A 24125-nucleotide genomic window follows, 5' to 3' on the forward strand; every position below is an offset into this window, starting at 1 on the left:
GCGGCCGACGGCGCCCTGCATCCGGGCCCGTCGGCACCACCCTTTAACGACACCCGAAGAGGCGGTTGAGCATGATCGACCTGCGCAGCGACACCGTGACGCGGCCCACCCCGGCCATGCGCGAGGCCATGGCACGGGCCGAGGTCGGCGATGACGTCTGGGGCGACGACCCCACGGTCGCCGTCCTCGAGGCTGCGGTGGCCGAGCGGGCGGGCAAGGCCGCCGGGCTCTTCCTTCCCTCGGGCACCCAGAGCAACCTGGCGGCCCTGCTGACGCACTGCCAGCGCGGCGACGAGTTCATCGCCGGCCAGCTCGCGCATCTCTACCGCGACGAGGGCGGCGGTGCCGCGGCCCTCGGCGGCATCCAGGCCCAGCCCATCGAGCATGCCCCCGATGGCAGCCTGCCCCTGGACAAGGTGCAGGCCGCGATCAAGGGGGCCGACATCCACCATGCCCGGACGCGGCTGCTGGCCCTGGAGAACACCTTCCGCGGCCGGGTGCTGCCCGCCGACTACCAGGCAGAGGCCCTTGCCCTGGCACGCGTCCATGGCCTGGCCACCCACCTGGACGGTGCCCGCCTGTTCAACGCGGCGGTGGCAAGCGGCCGGCCCCTGGCGGACCTGTGCCAGGGCTTCGACTCGGTGTCGCTGTGCTTCTCCAAGGGGCTGGGGGCCCCGGTCGGCTCGGTGCTGGTGGGCGATGCGGCCTTGATCGCCCGGGCGCGTCGCTGGCGCAAGACCCTGGGCGGCGGCATGCGCCAGGTCGGCATCCTGGCGGCGGGGTGTCACCATGCCCTGGAGCATCACGTCGAGCGGCTGGCCGAGGATCACGCCCATGCCCGGCAGCTGGCCGAGGGGCTGGCCGATATCGACGGGATCTCGGTGCAGGCCTGCGACACCAACATGGTATTCCTGGCGGTGCCCGAGGCCGATGGCCGGGCACTGGAGGCACACCTGGCGCCCCGGGGGATCCTGGCGGCCGTGGGCGCGACCACCCGCCTGGTCCTGCACCTGGACGTCGGCGACGACGACATCCCCCGCATCCTGGCCGCCTTCAGGAGCTTTTCGGCCCGCTCGGGGGCCTGAGCGAGCCGTTCATCATTCACAGGAGACCCTATCCATGGCGATCTATCAGTACGGCGAGGACCGCCCCGCAATCGGTGATGACGTCTACGTGGCCGAGACGGCCGACGTGATCGGCCGGGTCACCCTCAAGCGCAATGCCAGCGTCTGGTACCAGGCGGTGTTGCGGGGCGACACCGACCACCTCGAGGTGGGCGAGGGCAGCAATATCCAGGACGGGGCGGTGCTGCATGCCGACCCCGGCTACCCGCTGTCGGTCGGCACGGGCGTGACCGTGGGCCACCAGGCCATGCTGCATGGCTGCACCATCGGCGACGGCAGCCTGGTGGGCATCCAGGCGGTGATCCTCAACGGGGCGGTGATCGGCAACAACTGCCTGGTGGCGGCCGGGGCCGTGGTCAAGGAGGGAGCCAGCTTCCCCGACAACTCGCTGATCGTGGGGGCGCCGGCCAGGGTGGTGCGCGAGCTCTCCGAGGAGGCCATCGCGGGCCTGAGGAAGAACGCCGAGGGCTATGTGGAACGCGGCCGGCGTCATGCCACGGAACTCAAGCGAATCGACTGAGGCCTGCGGCCTGATGGCCGGCCGGAAACGACACAGCCCCCACGGCCGAGCCGTGGGGGCTGTTGTCGGTGAGTCGGGTGGCGATCAGCCCAGGCGCAGCAGCGGGTCGCTGATGCCCAGCCCATAGAAGGCCACCAGCCCGATGATCCCGGCGGCGATCAGGTAGTAGATCGTGGGCAGGATGGTCTTGCGGATGGTCTCGCCCTCGCGGCCCAGCAGGCCCACCGTGGCCGAGGCCGCCACCACGTTATGGATGGCGATCATGTTGCCCGCCGCGGCGCCCACGGCTTGCAGCGACACCATGAAGGCGGTGGAGAGGCCGAGCTGCTGGGCGACGTTGAACTGGAAGTCGGAGAGCATCAGGTTGGAGACGGTGTTGGAGCCGGCGATGAAGGCGCCAAGCGCGCCCACGGCCGGGGCGAAGAACGGATAGACCCCGCCCACGCTGTCGGCCACGAACTGGGCCATGGCCACCGGCATGGAGACCAGGTCGGCGGCGTTGACGCCGGAGTTGATCAGGATCCGCACCATGGGGATGGTGAAGATCAGCACGAAGCCGGCGCCGAAGATGGTACGGGTGGACTCGCCGAAGGCGGCCTTGAGCTCGCCGAGGCGCATGCGGTGCAGCAGGGCGGTGAGCAGCACCACCATCAGCAGGATCCCGCCGGGCAGGTAGAGCGGCTGGATGCTGCCGGAGACGCCCGCCTCGCCGAGGATGTTGTTCCAGCTCAAGGCGAATGAGGTCAGGGCATTCTTGAACGGCTCGATGGTGCGCGAGGCGACCAGGATCACCGCCAGCAGCACATAGGGCACCCAGCCCATCAGGGTGGACATCGGGGCCTTGCCGGTGACGTCATCCAGCTTGATCTCGAGCTTGCCGATCCAGGCATCGGGCCAGGAGGTGCTCTCCGGGAAGTCCCAGGTGTCCTGGGGGATCAGGAAGCCGCGGCGGGCGGCCGGCACGACGATGGCCAGGCCGACCATGGCGCCGATCATCGACGGGAACTCCGGCCCCAGCAGCACGCCGGCCAGCATGTAGGGCACCACGAAACTGATACCGGCGAAGATCGCGAAGGGGGCGATGGAGAGGCCTTCCTTCCAGGAGCGGTTGGCGCCGAAGAAGCGCACCATGATCACCACCATGATCAGCGGCATCAGGATGCCGACGATGCCGTGGATCACCGCGACTTCACCGGCGATCAGGCGGAAGTACTCCATCCATCCGGCGCCGCCGGCTTCCAGGGTCTCGGTGATGCCGATGCGGTCCAGGCCGCCGGAGACCCCCACCACGATCGGGGTGCCCACGGCGCCGAAGGAGACCGGGGTAGACTGGATCATCATGCCCACCACCACGGCGGCCAGCGCCGGGAAGCCCAGCGCCACCATCAGCGGCGCGGCCACGGCGGCAGGGGTGCCGAAGCCGGAGGCGCCCTCGATGAAGCAGCCGAACAGCCAGGCGACGATGATCGCCTGGACGCGACGGTCCGGGCTGATCCCCGAGAAGCCGTTGCGGATGGCCTTGATCCCCCCCGAGTGCTTCAGGGTATTGAGCAGCAGGATGGCGCCGAAGATGATCCACAGGATCGCCACCGTCAGGATCAGGCCCTGCAGGGTCGAGGCCAGCACCCGGGAGAAGGTCATCTCCCAGGCGAGCAGCCCGATCAGCGCGGTGACCACGAAGACCACCGGCATGGCGGTCCTGGCGGCCATGCGAAAGCCGATCAGCAGCACACCTGCCAGCACCAGGGGCACGAAGGCGAGCAGCGCGAGTGTCGTTTCGTTCATGGAGGGGTTCCTTTCGCGTTGGAACGGTTGGTCGTGGAGCCTCCCCGACCGTGCGGGGCATGAAGAAGGCGCACCTTAAGCGCAGGCGCCTGGCTTGGCCATTGTTGGATAATTGGTATGACCAATCTTTGCGGGCGTCCATGTCCACCAGATTTCCATGAAATAGCCGATGATTCAGGGGCTTCCGTGGCATGCCGGCAGGCGGCACCTTCTTGCACCCGTGCAGGATATTAGACTAATGGACAAGTTGCCGTCGTCGGGCGACACGCCTGCGACGGCATTGGCGGTGTCCGGCAAAGGCTGGCACTATCGGGCCTTACCCATGACCGGATACGAGGAGATGGCATGACACGGGTGCTCTACGATCTCTGCGGCATCGATGAGGGGCTACGCTTCTCGCCCTTCTGCTGGCGCGTACGCTACGCCCTGGCCCACAAGGGGCTGGAGGTCGAGACGCGGCCCTGGCGGTTTACCGAGAAGCAGGCCCTGGCCTTCGCCGACCATGACAAGGTGCCGGTGCTGGTCGACGGCGACGCGGTGGTCACCGACAGCTACGAGATCCTGCGCTACCTCGACCGCACCTATCCCGAGGCGCCGCTGCTGGGCGAGGGACTGGCCGAGGCGCGGGGACGCTTCTTCAAGCACTATGCCGAACGTTCACTGGCCCCGGCGATGATGCGCACCATCATCATGGACCTGCTCAATGCCATCCACCCCGACGACCGGGCCTACTTCCGCGAGACCCGCGAGAAGCGCTTCGGTCGAACCCTCGAGGAGTTCCACTCCCCGGCCAAGGGCCTGGCTCAACTGGATGCGGCCCTGGAGCCGTTGCGCGGCCGGCTCAAGGAGGCCGACTACCTCGACGGCGAGGTCCCGGCCGGCGCCGACTACCTGGTCTTCGGCAGCTTCATGTGGGCACGCTGCGTCTCCAGTGCCGACCTGGTCTCCAACGCCGACCCGGTCCATGGCTGGCTCGAGCGCATGCTCGACCAGCACGGTGGCCTGGGGCGCAAGGCCCTGCGCATCACCGACATCGAGGGGGCCTATCGCTGAGGCGAAGGGCCCGAGGAGCAGAACGTTGATCGACCTCTACTACTGGACGACGCCCAACGGGCACAAGGTCTCGATCTTCCTGGAGGAGGCGGGGCTCGAGTATGTCGTCAAGCCGGTCAATATCGGCCGTGGCGAGCAGTTTGCCGAGGAGTTCCTCGCGATTGCCCCCAACAACCGCATCCCGGCCATCGTCGACCGGGCGCCGGCGGACGGCGGCCAGCCCCTGGGGCTGTTCGAGTCGGGGGCGATCCTCGAGTACCTGGCCGACAAGACCGGCCGCTTCCTGCCCGCTGCCGGGCGCGAGCGCTATGTGGTACTGCAGTGGCTCTACTGGCAGATGGGCGGGCTGGGGCCCATGGCCGGTCAGGCCCATCATTTCCGCCACTATGCGCCGCAGACCATCGACTACGCCGTCGAACGCTATGTCCGGGAGACCGCCCGTCTCTACGGCGTGCTGGACCGGCGCCTGCAGGACCACGACTTCCTGGGAGGCGACGCCTACTCCATTGCCGACATGGCGACCTACCCCTGGGTGAGGTCCTGGGAGAAGCAGGGGCAGGACATCGAGGCGTTTCCCGAGGTATCGCGCTGGATGCGGGCCATCGAGGCACGCCCCGCGGTGCAGCGGGCCTATGCGCTGGTCGAGCGGGTCAACCCGAGCAACGGGGTGGAGATGGACGAGGAGGCCCGCCGCCACCTGTTCGGCGAGCACTGAACGACACCCTGTCGTCCCTCCCCACGACGCCCGGCCCCGGCCGGGCGTCGTGGTTCATGGCTGATGACATGGCGAAAGACCTGTAATACCCCTCCCATTCTTGCATGTTGCGCTGCACAAAAAGGCCTGCTATGTTGCAATGCAGCACGGGGCGGTAGGCCCCGGGGTCCCACCACAGATGGAGGTGTTTCATGAGCAAGGCAACCACCCAACAGGCCACCGAACAGTTCGAGTCCATGTTCGTGGCACCCGCACGCAACTTCGGCGCCCTCAACCTCGACTACACCGAGAAGCTGGTCGCCGCCCAGTTCGACGCGGTGCGCGCCCTGGCCGACATGGGCCTGGCCCAGGCTCGCGGCTGGCTGGACGTGCGTGATGCCGACAGCCTGAAGGCGGTCGTTGAGTCCCAGCAGAAGGCCAGCCAGGACGTGGGCGAGCGTCTGCGCGGCGACGCCGAGAAGGTCATGAGCCTGAGCCAGGAGTACGTCCAGAAGAGCCAGAAGCTCGCCGAGGACGGCATCAAGGCCGCCACCACGGCAGCCAAGTAAGACGCCTGGCCATCGAGCATGGCAAGCGCCGGCCCCGGCCGGCTTTCACGGGCCGTCACCCTCGGGTGGCGCCCGTGTTCTTTCTTGTGGGCCTGCTGGCCGCCTCAGCCGTGCTCGCTGCCCAGCAGCGCGATGACCTCCTCGTCCTCCACCTGCCCGAAGTCGGCGAAGAACTGCCCCACGGCCTGAAAGTTCCAGGGCGTCTCCAGGCAGACCACCTCGTCGGCCAGGGCCTCGAGCCGTGCCACGGTATCCGGCGGTGCCGCCCCCATGGCGGCGATCAGCGTCTTGGGACCCCGTGATCTCAGGGTGCTCAGCGCCGCCGCCATGGTGGCCCCGGTGGCGCTGCCGTCATCCACCACCACCACGATGCGCCCCTTCGGGTCGATGGGGGCACGCACCGGCGTATAGCGTCGGCGGCGCTCCTCGAGCAGGGCGCGCTGCCGCTCCGTCTCGCGGGTCACCGCCTCCTCGCGGTAGCGCCGCGCCGTCTCCTCCAGCGCCACGCTGCCATCCTCGCTGACCGCGCCGATAGCAAACTCGGGATTGCCAGGCGCCCCCAGCTTGCGTACCAGCACCACGTCCAGGTCGCCCTCCAGGGCATCGGCGATCAGCCGGCCCATGGGCACCGCGCCCCGCGGAATGGCCAGGATCAGGGGGTCGTGCCCCTTCAGGTGGGAGAGGCGTCGAGCCAGGCGCTCGGCGGCATCGAGTCGATCACGGAACATGACGATGCTCCTCGTTGGGAAGACGTGTCTCCAGTGTAGGTCGCCCTGCACGCGGTGCGAAACGCTCGTGCGGTGCCTATGTCGGTCTTGCCCTACCTGCAATGTACTTATTGGAAAATATTTCCGGTATACAAAATGTTTGTGTAGTGTAGGACATTCTGTCGGGCAGAGTGTCGACTATAGTGTCGACCAGGCACCGCCGGCCCACGCCTGCCCGGCAGGATCGTCTCGCGACAACACCAACAACCGGAGATGCTTCCCATGCTCGATCGACCCGTCCGCCAGGCCGCCGCCGGCCTGGCGCTGCTGGCCACCCTCGCGACCGGGGCGGCCCAGGCGGCCGACTGGAGCGATACCGCCATCGGCTACCGCTACGGCACCCAGTTCCACGAGCCCGGCAATCCCCACCAGGTGGCAAAGCACGTCCTGCAGGTCACCCATGCCAGCGGCTATTCACTGGGCCAGCACTTCCTCAACCTCGACCTGCTGCAGTCGGACAGTGCCGACCCGGCCAGCGGCAGCAGCAGCGGCGCCACCGAGGCCTACCTCGTCTACCGGCACCAGCTCCACGCCGGCAAGCTCCTCGCATCGCCGATCGCCTTCGGCCCTGTCAGGGACCTGGCCCTGACGGCCGGGGTCGATCTCAATACCAAGAACACGGCCTTCGCACCGCGCAAGCGCCAGCTGGTGGTGGGGCCGACCCTCAAGTTCGACGTGCCGCGCGGCTTCGTCGACCTCAGCCTCTTCTACAGCCGTGAGTGGAACCACTGTGGCCTCGACGCCTGTGGCCTGCCCGGCAACCGCAACAGCCTCGCCTTCGACCCCTACTACCAGCTCAACCTGGCCTGGGGGCTGCCGTTCGAGGCGGGCGCGCTGCCGATGAAGTTCCAGGGCTTCTTCAACCTCAACGGTGAGAAGGGCGACGACTATTTCGGGGCGGCCACCGAGGCCGAGCAGCTGATGCGGTCCAGCCTGATGCTGGACGTGGGGCGGCTGGCCGGGGGTGGCGAGAACACCCTCTGGGTCGGCGCCGGCTACGAGTATTGGCTCAACAAGTTCGGCAACCACGGCAAGCCGGGCGTGGACACCGATGCCCTGATGTTCCAGCTGGAGTGGCACCTCTAGCACGAGCGGCGATCACGGGGCCCCGTCCGAATGACGGCGGGCGGGGGCCCCGGGCCATGCCTGCGTACGACTTTGTGAGCAAGTGGATTCCAAAGTGTGCGACAGTATGCCAGGGTTTCTTGTATACAAATCTTGACGACAATAACAGCAGTGGTCCTACCCATGCAGACAAGCCCCCGCAACACCTCGATCTTCGATTTCCACGGCAAGCCACCGCTTGCCAAGGCCTTGCCGATCTCCCTCCAGCATGTCCTCGCCATGGTGGCCGGCGTCATCACGCCGCCCATCATCATCGCCGGCGTGGTGGGCGCCACACCCGCCGAGAAGCTGATGCTGATCCAGATCGCCGTGCTGGCCTCCGGGGTCTGCACGCTCTTCCACCTCTACGGGGTCTGGAAGTTCGGCGCGCGCCTGCCTGCCATCTTCGGGGTGGGCTTCGCCTATGTGCCGACGCTGATCGCCGTGGGCGGGCAGTTCGGCATCGAGGGCATCATCGGCGCCCAGCTGGTCGGCGGCATCACCATGATGGTGGTGGGCTACTTCATCCAGTACATCCGACACCTCTTCCCGCCGGTGGTGGCGGGGACCGTGGTGCTGGTGATCGGCCTGTCGCTCTACGACATCGCCATCCGCTACATGGCCGGCAGCGGCAACGTCGAGGCGCCGGGATTCGGGGCGCCCCTCAACTGGGCCGTCGGCCTGGTCACGTTGCTCACGGTACTGGTCGCCTCCCAGTTCGGCAGGGGGGTGGTCAAGCTGTCGGCCATCATGGTCGGCATCCTGGTGGGCTACCTGCTCTCGCTGGCCCTGGGCATGGTCAGCTTCGACTCCGTGGTCGAAGCGAAGTGGGTCGCGGTGCCGGAGGTGATGCCCTTCGAGATGGAGTTCCATGCCGCCGCCATCGTGTCCATGGTGGTGATCTGCGTGATCAACTCCGTGCAGACCATCGGCGACCTATCCGCGACCACCGTGGGCGGCATGAACCGGGAACTGAAGACCAAGGAGCTGACCGGCGGGTTGCTGGGCAACGGCCTGACCACGGCCGCGAGCGCCTTCTTCGGGGCCTTGCCGACCTCCACCTTCAGCCAGAACGTGGGGATCGTGGCGATGACCAAGGTGATCAGCCGCTACGTGCTGGCCATTGCCGGCCTGTTCATGATCCTGGCCGGCCTGAGCCCCAAGTTCGGCGCCATCATGACCACCATTCCCTACCCGGTGCTGGGCGGGGCCACCATCATCGTCTTCGGGATGATCACCATGACCGGCATCCAGCTGCTCATCAAGGATGAGCTGTCGGCCCGCAACATGACGATCGTGGGGCTGGCGCTGGCGCTGAGCCTGGGTATCGCCCAGGTGCCGGCGGCGATCGAGCAGTTCCCGCCGATACTCAGGAACCTGATCGGCGGGGCGCCCATCGTGGTGGCCGCCATCACCGCCTTCGTTCTCAATATCCTGCTGCCCCGCACCTCGCTGGCCGACGAGGCCCGGGAGCGCGAGGCGATCGCCAGGGCGGATGCCGAGGCCGCCGGCCAGGCCGATGGGGGCACCCATGCCGGGAAGGTCGGCGCTGCCGAGCGGGAAGGCGCCGGGACGGGCCGTGCCGTGGGGGCCACGCGGGGCGGCTGACCCGGGCGCGCCTTGTCCCCCCTGCCGGGTGGGAGGAAGCCCCGCCCGGCATGCCAGCCAGCGAGCAGCCGTCATCTTGGCTGCTCGCTTGCGTTCGGGGCTCAGTGGGCGGCCCCGCGTCGGGGCCGCCGGGATCGGTCGTGCCGGATAGCCGCTCTCAGCCGAGACGGGCGTCCAGGCGGAAGCGGGCGATGCGGTTGATCTGCTCGATCGCGGTGCGGCGCTCCTCGGCCGGGTCGTTGGGCAGGCGCGCCTCGAAGGCGGCGAGGATGGCATGGCGGTCGCTGCCCTTGACGGCCATCACGAAGGGGAAGCCGAACTTTTCCTTGTAGGCGGCGTTGAGGCGCTCGAAGCGGGCCAGCTCCTCGGGCGTGCACTGGTCAAGGCCGGCGCCGGCCTGCTCGCGGGTGGAGTCGTCGGTCAGCTCACCGGCCACCGCCGCCTTGCCGGCGAGGTCCGGGTGGGCACGGATCACCTCGAGCTGGCGTTCGGGGCTCGCCTCGCGCAGCACGGCTCCCATCACCTCGGCCAGCCCCTCTGGCGTGTCCTCGGCGGGGGAGAGGCCGCGCTGCCAGGCGAGTTCGGCGACCCAGGGGGAGTGTTCGTAGATATCCCCGTAGTGGGCCACGAAGGCCTGCTGGTCCAGCTGGCTGGGGGGCGGGGTGAGGATCTTGTCGGTCATCCTGGGGCTCCTCTGCTTGGTGTGGCGGCCTGGTGGCGCACCGGCCGTGGCGGGGCGCTCGAGGGATCTCGAGGCTTCTGTCATAAAGTGTATACAAAAAAATTTTGAAATGTACCCCGATAAAGGCTAAAACTGTCTTCACTACGAATCTGATGAGGCCTGCCCGCCGCGGGCAGCGCCAGGCAGCGACCCATCCGACACGCAAAGGAGAACCCCATGGGATACCTGACCACACATGTGCTGGACACCGCCCAGGGCCGCCCCGGCCAGGGCATCCGCATCGAGGTCTTCCGCCTCGAGGGCGAGACCCGCACCCGGCTCAAGGCGGTCGTCACCAACGATGACGGGCGCTGCGATGCCCCCCTCCTGGAGGGCGACGACTTCGCCATCGGCGAGTACGAGCTGCTCTTCCATGCCGGCGACTACCTGCGCGCCCGGGGCGTCGAGGCCGATGAGCCGCGCTTCCTCGACGTGATCCCGCTGCGCTTCGGCGTGGCCGATGCCGGCCAGCACTACCATGTGCCGCTGCTGCTCTCACCCTATGGCTACTCCACCTACCGCGGAAGCTGAGGGGCTTTCCCTCCCGATACGCCCATAACAAGACGCTTGACGAGGCCCCCCATGCAAGCCTACCTGCTGGATTTCACCAACTTCATGCTGCGCTGGCTGCACGTCATCGCCGCCATTGCCTGGATCGGCGAGTCGATCTACTTCGTGATGCTGGACAACAGCCTGCGCAAACCCAAGGCCGCCGAGGACCGGGAGAAGGGCGTCTTCGGCGAGATGTGGGCGGTGCATGGCGGCGGCTTCTACCACAACCAGAAGTACGCCAGCGCTCCCGACAAGCTGCCCGAGGACCTGCACTGGTCGTTCTGGAAGGCCTATACCACCTGGCTCACCGGCTTCGGCCTGTTCGTGATCCTCTACATGGTCAACCCGAGCTTCTACCTGGTGAACCCGGGCAGTGACTGGGCATGGGCGGCGAACATGAGCGGCTGGCAGGCCAATGTGGTGGCGCTGGCCTTCCTGCTGGCCGGCTGGGTGGTCTACAACGAGTTGTGCAAGCGCATCAGCCCCGACATGCAGCGCGACGGCCTGCTGAGCATCGCCGTGGCGGTGATGATGGTGCTGGTGGCCTACCTGAGCAGCCAGATCTTCTCGGGGCGTGCCGCCTTCCTTCTCACCGGTGCGGTGATGGCCACTGCCATGTCGGCCAACGTCTTCTTCTGGATCATCCCCGGCCAGCGCCGCATGGTGAAGGCGATGAAGGCCGGCGAGACGCCGAACCCCCTGGACGGCAAGCGCGGCAAGCAGCGCTCGGTGCACAACACCTACTTCACCCTGCCGGTGGTGCTGCTGATGATCAGCAACCACTACTCCTTCGCCTACTCCCATGAGCTGGCCTGGGTGATCATGTCGCTGTTCATCTTCGCCGGCGCGCTGATCCGCCAGTACTTCGTGCTGATGCACGCCGGCCACAAGCGCCCGGCCTATCCGGCGGCGGGGGTGGCCCTGCTCCTGGTGGCGTTCTGGATCGCGGCACCCGCCGGCGGCGGCCAGGCCAATGCCACGGCCGCGGTGGCGCCCGACCTCGATGAGGTGCACGCGATCGTCGAGGCGCGCTGCGTGGCCTGCCATTCCCGCGAGCCGAGCCAGCCGGGCTTCAACGCGCCGCCGGCCGGCATGGCCTATGACACCCCCGAACAGCTGCGGGCCCAGCGGGCGAAGGTCAAGGAAGTGGTGGCCAGCGGCTACATGCCGCTGGGCAACATGACCGGGATGACCGACGAGGAGCGTGCGGTCATCGCCGCCTGGGAGGAGTGAACCGGTCGGTCGCCGGCAGGCCGGCGATATGTATACAATGATGGCGCATGCCGGAGATGACCAGGGGAGGAGGGGACTCGATGAACCAGCGCCAGACGGTTGCCGAACGCGGCGGCGCGGGCCGACCGGGCAAGAACGGGGACGGCGCCGAGCGCCACGAGGAGATCCACCGCTCGATCAGCGACGCCATCATCGAGCATCGCCTGCGGCCCGGGGCGCGCCTGCGGGAGGACGCCCTGGCCGAGGTCTTCGGCATCAGCCGCACCGGCATCCGCAAGATCCTCCAGCGCCTGGCCCTGGAGCAGCTGGTAACGCTGACGCCGCGCCGCGGGGCCAGCGTGACCCGGCCCACGGCCGACGAGGCCAAGGACGTGTTCGACGCCCGCCAGATGGTCGAGTGCGGCCTGATGCCGGAGGTCGCCCGGCGCATCACCGAGGAGGACCTGCGCGCGCTCCGCGACATGGCCCGGCGCGAGCGCCAGGCCCTGAAGTCCGGCGAGCAGAGCACGGCGATCCGGCTCTCGGCGGACTTTCACGCCCGGCTGGCGCGCATCTCCGGCAATGCTACCCTGGCCGACTTCGTGGAGCGGCTCTGCTCGCGCTCCTCGCTGATCCTTGCCGTCTATGGCAACCCCGGCCACCTGGGCTGCGAGTCCCACGACCACGACGACCTGATCGGCCACCTGGAGGCCGGCAACGGGGAACGCGCCCAGGCCTTCATGGGGCGCCACCTCAAGGCCATCGAGGCCTCCCTCTCCATCGTTGAGGAGGAGGCGGAGGCGCCGGACCTCCACCGGATCTTCTCCGACTGAGGTCGCGTCAGGCCAGGCGCAGCGCCGGCTCGGCGAGGCCCGGCACCCCGGGGTCGGCGACGAAGAGGTGTCCGGCGTCGGGTTCCTCCCGGCGACGGGCCTCGTCCATGCCTTCCCGCGCGGTGGTGATGTAGAGCCGCTCGAGGCGCTCCCCGCCGAAGGCCGGGCAGGAGGGCTGCGAGGTCGGCAGCGCGATGGCGTCCACCTCGCGGCCCTTCGGGTCCAGTCGTACCACCCGGCCGGCGCCCCACAGGGCGAGCCACAGGTGCCCATCGGCATCGACCACCGCCCCGTCGGGATTGCCCGGCTGCGCCGAGACGTCGGCCCAGGGGGCCGGTTCGCCCAGGGGCCAGCCCTCGCGGTCCAGCGCCCAGCGCATCACCACCCCGCTCGGGGTATCGGTGAACCAGGCGGCCTCGCCCCCGGGGGAGAAGCAGATCGCGTTGGGAATGGTCAGGCCCGTGCGCAGTCGGGTGAGCTCGCCGCGATGGAGGCGGTAGAGGCTGCCGGCACCGGGCTCGGCGCCCTTGCCCATGCTGGAGAGCCAGAGGCTGCCGTGGCGGTCGACCCGGGCGTCGTTGCTGCGTGTGGACGGATTGTCGGCCTCGAAGTCACAGAACGTCCTGGCGTGTCCGCCTTGCGGGTCGAAGCGAACGAGACGATCCTCGCCCACCAGCAGCAGGCCGCCGTCCTCGAGCGGGGCGGCCAGCGAGACCATCCGGTCGAGCTCATGATGCCCGGTGGCGCCGGAGGCCGGCGCCAGCCAGTGCAGCCGGGGGCCGAGGATGTCGCACCAGTAAAGCCGCTCGCTGGCGGCGTGCCACTGGGGCCCCTCGCCCAGTTCGCAGCCGCAGGCGATCGCCACTTCGGCTGTCATGCCGCTCATGAGGCGTCCCCGTCGGCCGCGCGCCAGGCGGCGACCAGCGACCTGGCCCGTTCGTCCACCTCGGCGGGGGTGAGGCCGGGGGTGTAGAGTGCGCTGCCCAGGCCGGCGCCGTCGATGCCGCCGGCCCGCCAGTCGGCGAAGTTGCCCACGCCGATGCCTCCCACCGCGTAGAGTCGGGTGCCCGGCGGCAGCACGGCGCGCATGGCCCGCATGCCCTCGATGCCGACCTGTACCGCCGGGAACAGCTTCAGCCCGGTGGCGCCGGCGTCCAGGGCATCGAAGGCCTCGGACGGGGTGACCACGCCGGGCCAGGATTCCATGACCAGGTGGCGGCTCTCCTCGATCACCGCCGTGCGGCAGTTGGGGGAGACGACCAGGCGTCCGCCGGCGGCGAAGACGTCGCGCACCTGGCCCGGGGTCAGCACGGTGCCGGCACCGATCAGGGCCCGGTCGCCCAGGGCCTCGGCGAGGCGACGAATGCTCTCCAGCGGGTCGGGGGAGTTGAGGGGCACCTCGATGCGCTCGATGCCGGCGGCGAGCAGCGCCTCACCGACCTCGACGGCCTCGTCGGGGGAGATGCCGCGCAGGATGCCGATCAGGGGAAGGGACATGGATCAGGGCTCCGGTCGCGTGTCAGGGGTGTGGGCGTCATGGGCCAGGGCGGCGTGGGCCAGCCCGAGGCCGGCCAGTACCGCGGCCTCGCCGTCGAGGCGGCGGCAGTCGATGCCCAGCGCCTCGAGGGCCAGGGCATAGCGGGAGCAGAGCGTCTCGGCGCCGACGAGGGTGACCCGCTCGCCCTCGGCCAGCACCGCCCGGGCGCCGGCCAGCTCCAGGCCGATCACCAGGCCCGAGAGGCGGGCCGCCAGCCGCGCGCCGCGTGCCTGGCCCGTCGGCAGGCCGCCGTCCAGCAGGTCCTGGGCGCGCAGGCCGAACAGTCGGGTGGAGAAGGCCTCGGGGGCGGCCGCCACCTCCTGCACTGCCGCCACGAAGGCCTCGCGGCAACCGGGCTCGGCCAGGTCGTCCTCGCCCGGCCCGTGATGCAGGGAGTGCAGGAGGACTGACTGCCCGGCCAGCAGGCCATAGAGCTCGCCGGTGAGGAAGGTGGCAAAGCGCGTGACCGCGCCCGCCTCGAGGCGGGCCCACTTGGCATGGGTGCCGGGCAGGCAGACGGGCCCCGAGACCTCGCCTTCGCGGGCGGCCAGGCCGGCGAGCTGGGTCTCCTCGCCGCGCATCACATCGAAGCGGCGGCCGGCGTCATCGGGGTACTGGCAGAGTCCCGGCAGCAGCGCGACGTCCAGGCGTGGGTCCTCGACGGCGGGCCTGACCGCGCCCCGGGCCAGGTCGTCCAGCCGTGTCGGCACCGGCAGGTAGGCGGCCTCCCGCCAGCCCTGGCGAGCACCCGCCATGCCGCAGACCCGCACCGGCACGCGGCCGTCGTCGGGCAGCCAGTCGCCGATCGTCGCCAGCAGGGTGGCCTCGTAGTCGTCGGGCGTCAGCGCCAGCATGCCGCGCTCTGAGCCGGCCCGGGCCAGCACCTGCCCGTCGTCCGCCATGGCCCAGGCGCGCAGGTTGCTGGAGCCCCAGTCCACGCCGATCCAGGCGAGGCGCTCGGCGATCCCCGTGGCCTGGCTCATGCCCGGCCCCCGTCGACGATCAGCTCCTGGCCGGTCATCATCCTCGACGCCTGTGATGCCAGGAACAGGCAGGGGCTGATCATGTCCTCCACCGGGATCGCCTCCTTGAGACACTGCTGCGCCAGGCACTCCTCGAGATCGGCGTCGTTGACCCACAGCGCCTTCTGGCGCTCGGTCATCACCCAGCCGGGGATCAGGCAGTTGACGCGGATGGCATCACCGCCGAGCTCCCGGGCCAGCGCCCGGGTCAGGCCCAGGATGCCGGCCTTGGCGGTGACATAGGTCGGGTAGCCGGACAGGCCCAGGTGAACGCTGTTGGACGACAGGTTGATGATGGCACCGCCGCCCAGTTCGCGCATGTCCGGCGCGACCTCCTGCGCGGTGAAGAACTGCGGGCGCAGGTTGGTGGCGATGGAATCGTCCCACTCCTCGACGCTCCACTCCTCGAGCGAGTGGCGGGTGTCCCGTGCGGCGTTGTTGACCAGCACGCCGATCGGGCCATGGGCCTCGCGGGCCTGCGCGACGGCGGCCTTGAGCGCCGCCACGTCGCGGATATCGCACGCGATGAACATCGGCCGGTTGGCGTACTTCGCCTCCATGGCGTCGCAGAACTCGCTGGCGTCAGTGAGGCCGACGAAGGCCACCCTGGCGCCCTGGGCCAGGAAGCCCTCGGTCAGCGCCGCGCCGATCCCCGAGCCACCGCCGGTGATGAAGACGCTCTGGCCCTTCAGGTCACCGAAGGTCAGATCATTGAAGCTGAAACTCATGCTGTTCTCCTGAAATCACGGAACCGCTTGAACAGATCGGCGTTTCTCACCACTCGGCGATGGAGCCGTCCTCATGTGTCCACACCGGGTTGCGCCAGCGGTGGCCGACCTGCGCGCGTTCCTCGACGAAGGCCTCGTCGATCTCCACGCCGAGTCCCGGTCCCCGGGGGATGGCGCAGAAGCCTTCCTCGATGGCCAGTGCCGACTTGTCGACCAGGTAGTCGAGCACGTCGTTGTCGCGGTTGTAGTGGATACCCATGCTCTGCTCCTGGATGAAGGCGTTGTGGCATACCGCATCGAGCTGCAGGGAGGCGGCAAGCGTCAGCGGGCCGAGCGGGCAGTGCGGGGCCAGCGCCACGTCATGGGCCGAGGCCAGGGCGGCAATCTTCAGCCCCTCGCTGATGCCGCCGCAGTGGGAGAGGTCGGGCTGAACGATGTCGATCATGCCGTCGGCGAGCAGGTCGCGGAACTCGAAGCGAGTGTGCAGCCGCTCGCCGGTGGCCAGCGGATAGCCCAGGCCGCCAGCGATCTGCGTGAGGCAGGGCAGGTGCTCGGGGGCCACCGGCTCCTCGACGAACATCGGGTGGAAGGGCTCCAGCTCGCGCAGCAGCGCCTTGGCCATGGGGCGATGCACCCGTCCGTGGAAGTCGATGCCGATGCCCACGTCCGGCCCCACGGCGTCGCGGGCCTCCGCCACCCGGGCCACCGCCTCGTCGACCTTGCGGTGGCTGTCGACGATCTGCAGCTCCGGGGTGCCGTTCATCTTGAAGGCGGTGAAGCCCTGCTCGACCAGGGCCCGGGCGCCGGCGCCCACGTCATCCGGGCGGTCGCCGCCAGTCCAGGCGTACATGCGCATCCGGTCGCGCACCGCGCCGCCCAGCAGCTGGTGCACCGGCACGCCGAGGTCGCGTCCCTTGAGGTCCCAGAGCGCCTGGTCGATGCCGGCGATGGCACTCATCAGGATCGGCCCGCCGCGATAGAAGCCGGCGCGATAGAGGGTGTTCCACAGGTGCTCGATGCGGTGCGGGTCCTGGCCGACCAGGTAGTCGGCGAGCTCGTGGACGGCCGCCTCCACGGTGGCGGCGCGGCCCTCGATGACCGGTTCGCCCCAGCCATAGCAGCCCTCGTCGGTTTCGATCTTGAGGAACAGCCAGCGCGGCGGCACCTGCCAGGTCTTGAGTCGGGTGATCTTCATGCGGGGTGTCCTTCGGAAGGGAGAGGGGAGTCGGGGATCAGTCCCAGGTCTGTCGCCGTGCGCACGAGCACCGCCCGGGCCGCCCGGCGAGCGGTCTCTGGCTGGCGCAGGCGGATTGCCTCCATCACCCGGCGATGGCGCTCGAGGCTGTCCTCCAGGGAGTCGGCCTGGTGCTGGGAGTGCTGGATCAGCGCGATGATGGAGGGGCGCAGCAGGTGCCCCATCTGGCGCCACACCAGGTTGTGGGTGGCCTGGTAGATGCCAGCATGGAAGGCCACGTCATGCTCGGCGTGCTGCTGGTGCAGGCCGGCGCCGGCGGTGTCGCGCATGCCCGCGAAGGCGGCCTCCAGGCGCGCCAGGTCTCGGCCATCCGCCGACAGGGCGGCTAGCTCGGCCACCTGAGGCTCCGCGGAGAGGCGGAAGGCATGGATCTCGCGGACCAGGCGCGGGTCGGGATGTGCCAGCCCGGCCAGCCAGTCGCTCATCAGGGGATCGAGCAGGTGCCAGTCGGTGACCTCGCGGACCCGGCTGCCGCGCCCCGCAGTGCGCTCGACCAGCCCGGTGGCGACCAGGCTGGCCAGGGCGTTGCGCACCCGGTTGCGGCTCACGGAAAAGCGTTCGCAGAGGTCCTTCTCCCGCGGGAAGTCGCTCCCGGCCGGCAGCTGCCCCGAAAGGATGGCGCGGGCCAGGACCGCCGCCAGCGCCGGGGCGCCACCATCGGCGGGGAGGACAAGATCGTCGAGCATCTTCGGTTCCGGCAGAATATCTGACCTTATAGTAAGTAATGTCAGACATTTTGCAAGGGGCAGGTTGTCGGGACAGGCATCCAGCGTCGAACGGAAGAGTACAAGAGGACGCGCCCCGGACCATGGCCCGGGGCGCGTCGTGAGGGAGGGGGGCTCGTCTCAGGTGCCGCTGGTGACGGCGACCGGGCGCTGGCTCAGCATCAGGCCGTAGTAGAAGAGCCCGCCCAGGGCAGCCCCCATCATCCAGCCGTAGCCGTCGAGACCGGAGAGTGCCGGCACCAGCACGGTGGAGATCGAGAAGAGGGCGGCGCCACCAAAGGCCAGCAGTGCGCGCCGGTTCCAGCCCTTGACGTAGTAGTAGGCGCCGCCCGGAGCCGAGGAGAACAGCTCCTGCATGTCCAGGTGCTGGCGCTTCACCAGGTAGTAGTCCACCACGATGATCCCATAGAAGGGGGCGACGACCGCGCCGAGGGCATTGACGAACCCGGGCACGCCGATCTGGCTGATCAGCGAGACCCAGAGGGCGCCGACGAAGAAGGCCAGCACGGCGGTGATCAGGCCACCCACCTTGAAGCTGATCTTGCTCGGGAAGAGGTTGGCCAGGTCGTAGGCCGGGGGGATGAAGTTGGCCACCAGGTTGATGCCCACGGTGGCGGCGAAGAAGGTCAGCGCCGCGACGATGGTCAGTGGCAGGGAATCGACCCGCTCGACGATGTCCGCCGGGTTGGTCAGGGCGTCACCGAACAGCACCAGGGTGCCGGCGGTGATGATCAGGGCAATGAACGAGAAGAAGGCGACGTTGAGCGGCAGCCCGAGCAGGTTGCCGAGCTTCATCTGGCGCTCGGTCTTCACGAAGCGCGTGAAGTCGCCGAAGTTGATCACTACCGCGGCGAAGTAGGCAACCATGGTGCCGACGATGGCGAGGAAGGCGCCTACGGCGCTGCCGGAGCGTTCGGTATCGGCGCTGAAGATGGTGCTCACCGCGGGCAGCAGGTCGCTGCCGGCCTGGAACCACACCACGATCATCAGCACCACCATCACCACATAGACCAGCGGGCCGGCCCAGTTCAGGAAGTGCTTGATGCGCTCGATGCCTTGCCAGAAGATCGCGATCTGGAACAGCCAGACGATCACGAAGGAGATCCAGGCCACGGCGGAGAGGCCCAGGAAGGTGCTGCTGTCGCCGGTTCCGACGAAGGCGGTGATCAGCAGGGCCACGGCAGTGGAGGCGAAGTAGGTCTGCACGCCGTACCAGAAGATGCCGATGATGGCCCGCAGCATCGCCGGCAGGTTGGCACCGCGCACCCCCATGCTGGCGCGCACCATCACCGGGAAGGGGATGCCGTACTTCACGCTGGGCTTGCCGGTCAGGTTGACCAGGTACATCACGATCACGCCGGCCAGAATGATCGCGGCCATCACCGCCCAGCCGTTCAGCCCGTAGGTCAGGAACAGCGAGGCCGCCAGGGTGTAGCCGAACAGGCTCTGGATGTCGTTGGACCAGACATTGAAGATCTCGAAGGCACCCCAGCTGCGCTTGCTATGTGGCAGCGGCGCCAGGTCCTCGTTGTAAAGCGTCGGGTCGATCGTCTGGATGTCCAGTTCGCTCTCTTTCATCGCGGTCACCATTGTCATTGTTGCCCGGGCGGCTCGACCGGAGGCGGTCGAGCCGTCGTGCCTGCTTACTGGCAGAAGCGCTGGCAGGGGGCCCAGTGCTTCATCAGCAGGAAGTAGGTGAGGCCGGCCGGGATCAGGCTGGCGTACCAGGAGATGGAGGAGAAGGTGAGGGCGGCGACGATGCCCACGGCGGTGGCGATCAGGGCGGCCAGGTTCACGCCCCGGTAGGGGCCGTTCTCGTCATAGAGCTTGCCCAGGTCCAGGGTGCGGCGGCGGATCAGGTAGTAGTCGACCACCAGGACGGCGAAGATCGGGCCGAGGAAGGCGGAGTAGGTCTGCACGAAGAGCTGCAGGCCGGCGGCGGAGTCGGGCTGCACCAGCTTCCAGGGGAAGGTGGCGAAGGCCAGCAGGCCGACCAGCACCGTGGCGGTGCGGAACTTCATCTTGAAGATGTCCATCAGCACATACGTCGGCGGTACCACGTTGTTGAGCACGTTGGTGGTGACCTGGGCGAAGGCGATGAACAGCAGGGTGGTCATCAGCAGCGGGGTGTTGTCCACGGCATTGGCGAACACCTGGATGGGGTCGGCGACGCCGGTGGCCTCGGAGACCATGAAACCGATCAGGCCCATGAACAGGGTGCAGGGCAGGATCGACATGGCGTAGATGGTGGTCAGCAGGCCCTGGCCGGTGCCGGTCTTGTGCTCGCGGGCATAGTCCCCGACGTTGAGCATCATGGTGCTGTAGATGCCCAGGAAGAGCATGGTCGCACCCCAGAAGGGCAGGCCCCAGGAGCCTTCCATGGTCAGCAGGTTGGCGGAGAGCACGTCGCCGTAGCGCACCACCGTGCTGTAGAACATGTAGACCAGCGAGGCGAGGATGAAGGCGCTGCCGATGTTCTCCAGCCACTTGATGCCCTGGAAGCCCATCACCGACAGGCCGATCTGCAGGAACTGGAAGGCGATGAAGAAGAACACCAGGTTGTCGAAGCCGAACAGCGTGGCCGAGACCATGTTCAGCGCGCCCGCGCCGATCCAGCTCTGGAAGCCGTACCACACCACCGCCGGCACGGCGCGTACCAGGCCCGGCAGCCGCGTCCCGGTGAAGCCGAAGGCGCTGCGCGCCTGCACCATGAAGGGGATGCCGTACTTGTAGCCGGCGGCGCCATTGACGGCCAGGGCGATGCCGATGACGAAGCAGCCGATGGCGATCGCCAGGGTCGCCTGGATCAGGTTCAGCGTGCCCACCACGCTAGAGCCCATGGTGAAGGTGCCGATGGAGACGCAGCCGCCGAACCAGGCCAGGAAGTAGGAGCCGCGCCCCATGATCCGGGTTCGCTGCGGGGCCAGCGACTCCTCGCCGGGGGCCTTGGTGCCGTGGTCGGCGACGGGTGAGGGGGAGGCGGTGATCCCCGCGGCCGTGCTGTCGGGAGTGGGATGACTCATGGTGATGTCCTCGCAAGTCGTTTCTGTGCTTGTGGTTGTCTTCCGGCAGGACGCTGCCGTGGAAGGCTTGCGGCGTGGCGTGCGCCTGTGGCGCGATGCGTTGTGGTTGTTCGTTACGGCTATCGATGCACGAAGCGTGCCGGTCAGCGTTCCGGCGTCAGCTGGGAGAAGCCTTCGAAGCGCCCCGTGAAGGGCTTGGGCCGGGGGAAGGCCAGGTCGCCATGCTTGCTGGTACAAAGCCCCAGGCCGACCAAGGCCTCGGCCAGCTTGACAGCGGCGGTCACCCCCTCGACCACCGGCAGGCCGACCTCGCGGCTGATGGTGTCGGTGAGGTCGGCCATGCCGCCGCAGCCCAGCACGATGGCACCGATGTTGTCCTCGTCGCGGGCCCGCCGGCACTCGTCGATGATCCTCACCAGGGCGGCATCGCCGTTCTCCTCCAGGTCGAGCACCGGGATCTCCGCGGCGCGCACCCGCCGGCAGTGGTGGGTGAAGCCGTACTGGTCGAGCAGGTGCTCGGCGATGATGCCGGTGCGCCCCAGGGTGGTGACGATGGAGAAGCGGGTGCTGATCAGGGTGGCCATGTGGAAGGCGGCTTCGGCGATACCGATCACCGGCGCCCGGGTCAGCTCGCGGGCGGCCAGCAGGCCCGGGTCGCCGAAACAGGCGATCACGTAAGCATCGGCGCCCTCGCGCTCCCCGGCCAGCACCTCCTCGAGCACGCCGACCGCACTGACGGCCTCGTCGAAGTGGCTCTCGATGGAGACTGGCCCATGGTCGGGATGGCGCGCGGAGACGCGGGTATCGGGTGAGGCGATGCGGCTCGCCGCCTCGCCGATCGTCGCCGTCATCTCGGTGCTGGTATTGGGGTTGATGACGCGGATGTGCATGGCGCGGGTTCTCCTGGGCTGTTTCGTGAACAAGGTTGTCTGTCTTTGTACACAAAATAGCCTGCGCGAGCCCAGGCCGCAAGTCTGGATGGGTAGCGCCGCGATCGAAAATTTAAGTCTTGAAAATCATGCGGTTAATTTTATCGGCATGTGAGGACCTCACATGTCGCCGGTATCCAGGCGCGGTATCTGGTCACGGCCGGCGTGCGTGTGAAGGCATTTATAAGAGGTTTAAGTATACAAGATGCGAGAGTCGACGCCTGGCTGGTGCGGATCATCGTTCCGGCCATCGGCGAGGGGTTGCGGATGACATGGGTACACTCTATCTTTGCATTGTATACACGATATGCGCCTTGCTCCGGCTCTTGTTGGAGAGGGGTGCCAGAACAACCAGGACGCTTCGCCATGACACACCTCCGCTCATCCGACTATCCCCGAGACCTGATCGGCTACGGCCGCACCCCGCCCCACGCCAACTGGCCGGGCGGGGCGAGGATCGCCGTGCAGTTCGTGCTCAACTACGAGGAGGGTGGCGAGAACTGCGTGCTGCATGGCGACGAGGGCTCCGAGCAGTTCCTCTCCGAGATCATCGGTGCCCCCGCCTTCCCCGATCGCCACCTGAGCATGGAGTCGATCTACGAGTACGGTTCCCGGGCCGGGGTGTGGCGCATCCTGCGCGAGTTCGAGCGCCGCGGTCTGCCGCTCACCGTGTTCGGCGTGGCCATGGCCCTGGAGCGCCACCCGGAGGTGGCCCATGCCTTCAAGGAGCTGGGCCACGAGGTCGCCTGCCATGGCTATCGCTGGATCCATTACCAGGAGGTGCCGGAAGACGTCGAGCGTGAGCACCTGAAGAAGGCGATGGCGATCTTCCAGCGCCTCTATGGCGAGAAGCCGCTGGGCTGGTATACCGGTCGCGACAGCCCCAACACCCGCCGGCTGGTGCTCGACGAGGGCGGCTTCCTCTACGACAGCGACTACTACGGCGACGACCTGCCGTTCTGGACCCGCGAGGCGGACAGCCAGGGCGTGGAGCACGACCACCTGATCGTCCCCTATACCCTGGACAGCAACGACATGCGCTTCGCCGCCCCCCAGGGCTTCAATACCGCCGAGCACTTCTTCACCTACCTGCGTGACGCCTTCGACGTGCTCTATGCGGAGGGGGATGAGTCGCCGAAGATGCTCTCGGTGGGCATGCACTGTCGCCTGCTGGGCCGCCCCGGGCGTTTCCGCGCCCTGCAGCGCTTCCTCGACCATATCGAGGCCCACGACCGGGTGTGGGTGGCGCGCCGCGTGGATATCGCCCGCCACTGGGCGGAGCAACATCCGGCACCGGCGCGCTGAGTCACATAGCGCGCACAACCCGGCTAACGTCTTTTGGACTGCCGCTGCCCGAAGCGAGAGGCGCCGGGGGGAGGTCGTAGAGGGGGTCCTATGCCAGGGATGGCATCGGTAGCGCCCAGGGAGGGGTTCACAGCGCCCCCTCGTAGACCTGTCGCCGGAACAGCCTCGAGCGCTGTCGGGCATGGGCACGGCTTTCGGCCGCACACTAATTCAGGACACCCCATGAAACAACGTACCTACTATGCCCCGCACGGCGGCCATCCGCCCCAGACCCAGCTGCTCTCCGACCGGGCGGTGTTCACCGAGGCCTATGCGGTGATCCCCAAGGGCGTCTTCGGCGACATCGTCACCAGCAACCTGCCGTTCTGGGAAAAGACCCGTCTTTGGGTGCTGGCGCGCCCGCTCTCCGGCTTCGCCGAGACCTTCTCCCAGTACATCATGGAGGTCTCCCCGGGGGGCGGCAGCGAGCGCCCCGAACTCGATCCCGAGGCCGAGGGCGTGCTCTTCGTGGTGGAGGGCGAGATGACCCTGACGCTGGCCGGCGAACGCCACCGCCTGGTCCCCGGCGGCTACGCCTTCCTCCCGCCGGGGAGCGACTGGCAGGTGAGGAACGAGGCCGATGCCCCGGTGCGCTTCCACTGGGTGCGCAAGGCCTACGAGCGGGTCGAGGGCATCGAGGTGCCCGAGGCCTTCGTGGTCAACGAGAACGATATCGCGCCCAACGAGATGCCGGACACCGAGGGGCGCTGGGCGACCACGCGCTTCGTCGACCCGGCCGACGTGCGCCATGACATGCACGTCAACATCGTCACCTTCCAGCCCGGGGCGGTGATTCCCTTCGACGAGACCCACGTCATGGAGCACGGCCTCTATGTGCTGGAGGGCAAGGCGGTCTACCACCTCAACCAGGACTGGGTGGAGGTCGAGGCCGGCGACTTCATGTGGCTGCGCGCCTTCTGCCCCCAGGCCTGCTATGCCGGCGGCCCGGGCCCCTTCCGCTACCTGCTCTACAAGGACGTCAATCGCCACCCCAAGCTGCGCCTGGGTGGCCGCTAGGAG

The 24125-nt window shown here is 68.3% G+C and carries 24 protein-coding genes; 12 read left to right on the forward strand and 12 right to left on the reverse strand.

Going from position 1 to position 24125, the window contains the following annotated elements; translation table 11 throughout:
* Window positions 1–71 precede the first annotated feature (71 nt).
* Together ltaE and P8934_RS03230 are read left to right on the forward strand one after the other, a co-directional pair.
* Window positions 72–1085, forward strand: coding sequence for a low-specificity L-threonine aldolase (ltaE, locus tag P8934_RS03225; protein ID WP_278032902.1), 1014 nt, complete (start codon window positions 72–74; stop codon window positions 1083–1085).
* A gap of 34 nt (window positions 1086–1119) precedes the next feature.
* The gene (locus tag P8934_RS03230) at window positions 1120–1644 is read left to right on the forward strand and encodes a gamma carbonic anhydrase family protein (RefSeq protein ID WP_278032903.1); all 525 of its coding nucleotides are present in this window, start codon (window positions 1120–1122) and stop codon (window positions 1642–1644) included.
* 84 nt (window positions 1645–1728) lie between these two features.
* Here the strand turns inward: P8934_RS03230 and P8934_RS03235 are convergent, their stop codons facing one another.
* Entirely contained in the window at window positions 1729–3429 is a 1701-nt protein-coding gene (locus P8934_RS03235) for an L-lactate permease (protein WP_278032904.1), read from the reverse strand.
* A 345-nt stretch (window positions 3430–3774) separates the two neighbouring features.
* Between P8934_RS03235 and P8934_RS03240 the strand changes: the two genes are divergently transcribed.
* The 3 genes from P8934_RS03240 (at window position 3775) to P8934_RS03250 (ending at window position 5745) form a co-directional block, all read left to right on the forward strand.
* Complete coding sequence (locus tag P8934_RS03240; RefSeq protein WP_278032905.1) at window positions 3775–4482, forward strand: glutathione S-transferase family protein; 708 nt, start codon at window positions 3775–3777, stop codon at window positions 4480–4482.
* Window positions 4483–4507: 25 nt separating this feature from the next.
* Complete coding sequence (locus P8934_RS03245) at window positions 4508–5197, forward strand: glutathione binding-like protein (RefSeq protein ID WP_278032906.1); 690 nt, start codon at window positions 4508–4510, stop codon at window positions 5195–5197.
* Window positions 5198–5388: 191 nt separating this feature from the next.
* Window positions 5389–5745, forward strand: coding sequence for a phasin family protein (locus P8934_RS03250; RefSeq protein ID WP_278032907.1), 357 nt, complete (start codon window positions 5389–5391; stop codon window positions 5743–5745).
* Window positions 5746–5849: 104 nt separating this feature from the next.
* Here the strand turns inward: P8934_RS03250 and P8934_RS03255 are convergent, their stop codons facing one another.
* Window positions 5850–6473, reverse strand: a complete 624-nt coding sequence (locus P8934_RS03255) for a phosphoribosyltransferase family protein (RefSeq protein ID WP_278032908.1) — start codon at window positions 6471–6473, stop codon at window positions 5850–5852.
* 261 nt (window positions 6474–6734) lie between these two features.
* Here P8934_RS03255 and P8934_RS03260 point away from each other — a divergent pair, with 261 nt between their 5' ends.
* Together P8934_RS03260 and P8934_RS03265 are read left to right on the forward strand one after the other, a co-directional pair.
* The gene (locus P8934_RS03260; protein WP_278032909.1) at window positions 6735–7598 is read left to right on the forward strand and encodes a hypothetical protein; all 864 of its coding nucleotides are present in this window, start codon (window positions 6735–6737) and stop codon (window positions 7596–7598) included.
* Between the two features lie 162 nt (window positions 7599–7760).
* Window positions 7761–9224 (forward strand): nucleobase:cation symporter-2 family protein, encoded by a 1464-nt coding sequence (locus tag P8934_RS03265; RefSeq protein ID WP_278032910.1) that lies wholly within the window; start codon window positions 7761–7763, stop codon window positions 9222–9224.
* Between the two features lie 157 nt (window positions 9225–9381).
* On the opposite strand, the gene uraD is transcribed toward P8934_RS03265, so the two are convergent.
* Window positions 9382–9906 (reverse strand): 2-oxo-4-hydroxy-4-carboxy-5-ureidoimidazoline decarboxylase, encoded by a 525-nt coding sequence (gene uraD / locus P8934_RS03270; protein WP_278032911.1) that lies wholly within the window; start codon window positions 9904–9906, stop codon window positions 9382–9384.
* Between the two features lie 216 nt (window positions 9907–10122).
* Here uraD and uraH point away from each other — a divergent pair, with 216 nt between their 5' ends.
* The 3 genes from uraH to P8934_RS03285 all read left to right on the forward strand — a co-directional run bounded on the left by uraH (window position 10123) and on the right by P8934_RS03285 (window position 12542).
* On the forward strand, window positions 10123–10476 hold the full coding sequence (gene uraH / locus P8934_RS03275; protein ID WP_278032912.1) for a hydroxyisourate hydrolase: 354 nt from the start codon (window positions 10123–10125) through the stop codon (window positions 10474–10476).
* Between the two features lie 51 nt (window positions 10477–10527).
* Window positions 10528–11730: a urate hydroxylase PuuD gene (locus tag P8934_RS03280; protein WP_278032913.1), complete on the forward strand. Its 1203-nt coding sequence runs from the start codon at window positions 10528–10530 to the stop codon at window positions 11728–11730.
* Between the two features lie 80 nt (window positions 11731–11810).
* The gene (locus P8934_RS03285; protein WP_278032914.1) at window positions 11811–12542 is read left to right on the forward strand and encodes a GntR family transcriptional regulator; all 732 of its coding nucleotides are present in this window, start codon (window positions 11811–11813) and stop codon (window positions 12540–12542) included.
* Between the two features lie 7 nt (window positions 12543–12549).
* Here P8934_RS03285 and P8934_RS03290 read toward each other — a convergent pair whose 3' ends face one another.
* The 9 genes from P8934_RS03290 to P8934_RS03330 all read right to left on the reverse strand — a co-directional run bounded on the left by P8934_RS03290 (window position 12550) and on the right by P8934_RS03330 (window position 21722).
* Window positions 12550–13428: an SMP-30/gluconolactonase/LRE family protein gene (locus P8934_RS03290; protein WP_278032915.1), complete on the reverse strand. Its 879-nt coding sequence runs from the start codon at window positions 13426–13428 to the stop codon at window positions 12550–12552.
* Window positions 13425–14039 (reverse strand): 2-dehydro-3-deoxy-6-phosphogalactonate aldolase, encoded by a 615-nt coding sequence (locus P8934_RS03295; RefSeq protein WP_278032916.1) that lies wholly within the window; start codon window positions 14037–14039, stop codon window positions 13425–13427. The genes P8934_RS03290 and P8934_RS03295 overlap by 4 nt, the downstream gene beginning before the upstream one ends.
* A 3-nt stretch (window positions 14040–14042) precedes the next feature.
* On the reverse strand, window positions 14043–15062 hold the full coding sequence (locus P8934_RS03300; RefSeq protein ID WP_278032917.1) for a 2-dehydro-3-deoxygalactonokinase: 1020 nt from the start codon (window positions 15060–15062) through the stop codon (window positions 14043–14045).
* Complete coding sequence (locus P8934_RS03305; protein WP_278032918.1) at window positions 15059–15829, reverse strand: SDR family oxidoreductase; 771 nt, start codon at window positions 15827–15829, stop codon at window positions 15059–15061. Before P8934_RS03305 ends, P8934_RS03300 begins: the two co-directional genes overlap by 4 nt.
* A 46-nt stretch (window positions 15830–15875) precedes the next feature.
* Window positions 15876–17024, reverse strand: coding sequence for a galactonate dehydratase (gene dgoD / locus P8934_RS03310; RefSeq protein ID WP_278032919.1), 1149 nt, complete (start codon window positions 17022–17024; stop codon window positions 15876–15878).
* Complete coding sequence (locus tag P8934_RS03315; protein ID WP_278032920.1) at window positions 17021–17770, reverse strand: FCD domain-containing protein; 750 nt, start codon at window positions 17768–17770, stop codon at window positions 17021–17023. The genes dgoD and P8934_RS03315 overlap by 4 nt, the downstream gene beginning before the upstream one ends.
* 159 nt (window positions 17771–17929) lie before the next feature.
* Window positions 17930–19387, reverse strand: coding sequence for an NCS1 family nucleobase:cation symporter-1 (locus P8934_RS03320; protein ID WP_278032921.1), 1458 nt, complete (start codon window positions 19385–19387; stop codon window positions 17930–17932).
* Between the two features lie 65 nt (window positions 19388–19452).
* Window positions 19453–20832 (reverse strand): NCS1 family transporter, encoded by a 1380-nt coding sequence (locus tag P8934_RS03325; protein WP_278032922.1) that lies wholly within the window; start codon window positions 20830–20832, stop codon window positions 19453–19455.
* Between the two features lie 143 nt (window positions 20833–20975).
* Window positions 20976–21722 (reverse strand): aspartate/glutamate racemase family protein, encoded by a 747-nt coding sequence (locus P8934_RS03330; RefSeq protein WP_278032923.1) that lies wholly within the window; start codon window positions 21720–21722, stop codon window positions 20976–20978.
* A 405-nt stretch (window positions 21723–22127) separates the two neighbouring features.
* Here P8934_RS03330 and puuE point away from each other — a divergent pair, with 405 nt between their 5' ends.
* Window positions 22128–23066, forward strand: a complete 939-nt coding sequence (gene puuE, locus P8934_RS03335) for an allantoinase PuuE (protein ID WP_278032924.1) — start codon at window positions 22128–22130, stop codon at window positions 23064–23066.
* 222 nt (window positions 23067–23288) lie between these two features.
* Window positions 23289–24122, forward strand: coding sequence for a bifunctional allantoicase/(S)-ureidoglycine aminohydrolase (locus P8934_RS03340; RefSeq protein ID WP_278032925.1), 834 nt, complete (start codon window positions 23289–23291; stop codon window positions 24120–24122).
* Window positions 24123–24125 lie beyond the last annotated feature (3 nt).

The sequence above is a fragment of the Halomonas sp. CKK8 genome (assembly GCF_029625235.1).
Classification (GTDB): domain Bacteria; phylum Pseudomonadota; class Gammaproteobacteria; order Pseudomonadales; family Halomonadaceae; genus Halomonas; species Halomonas ventosae.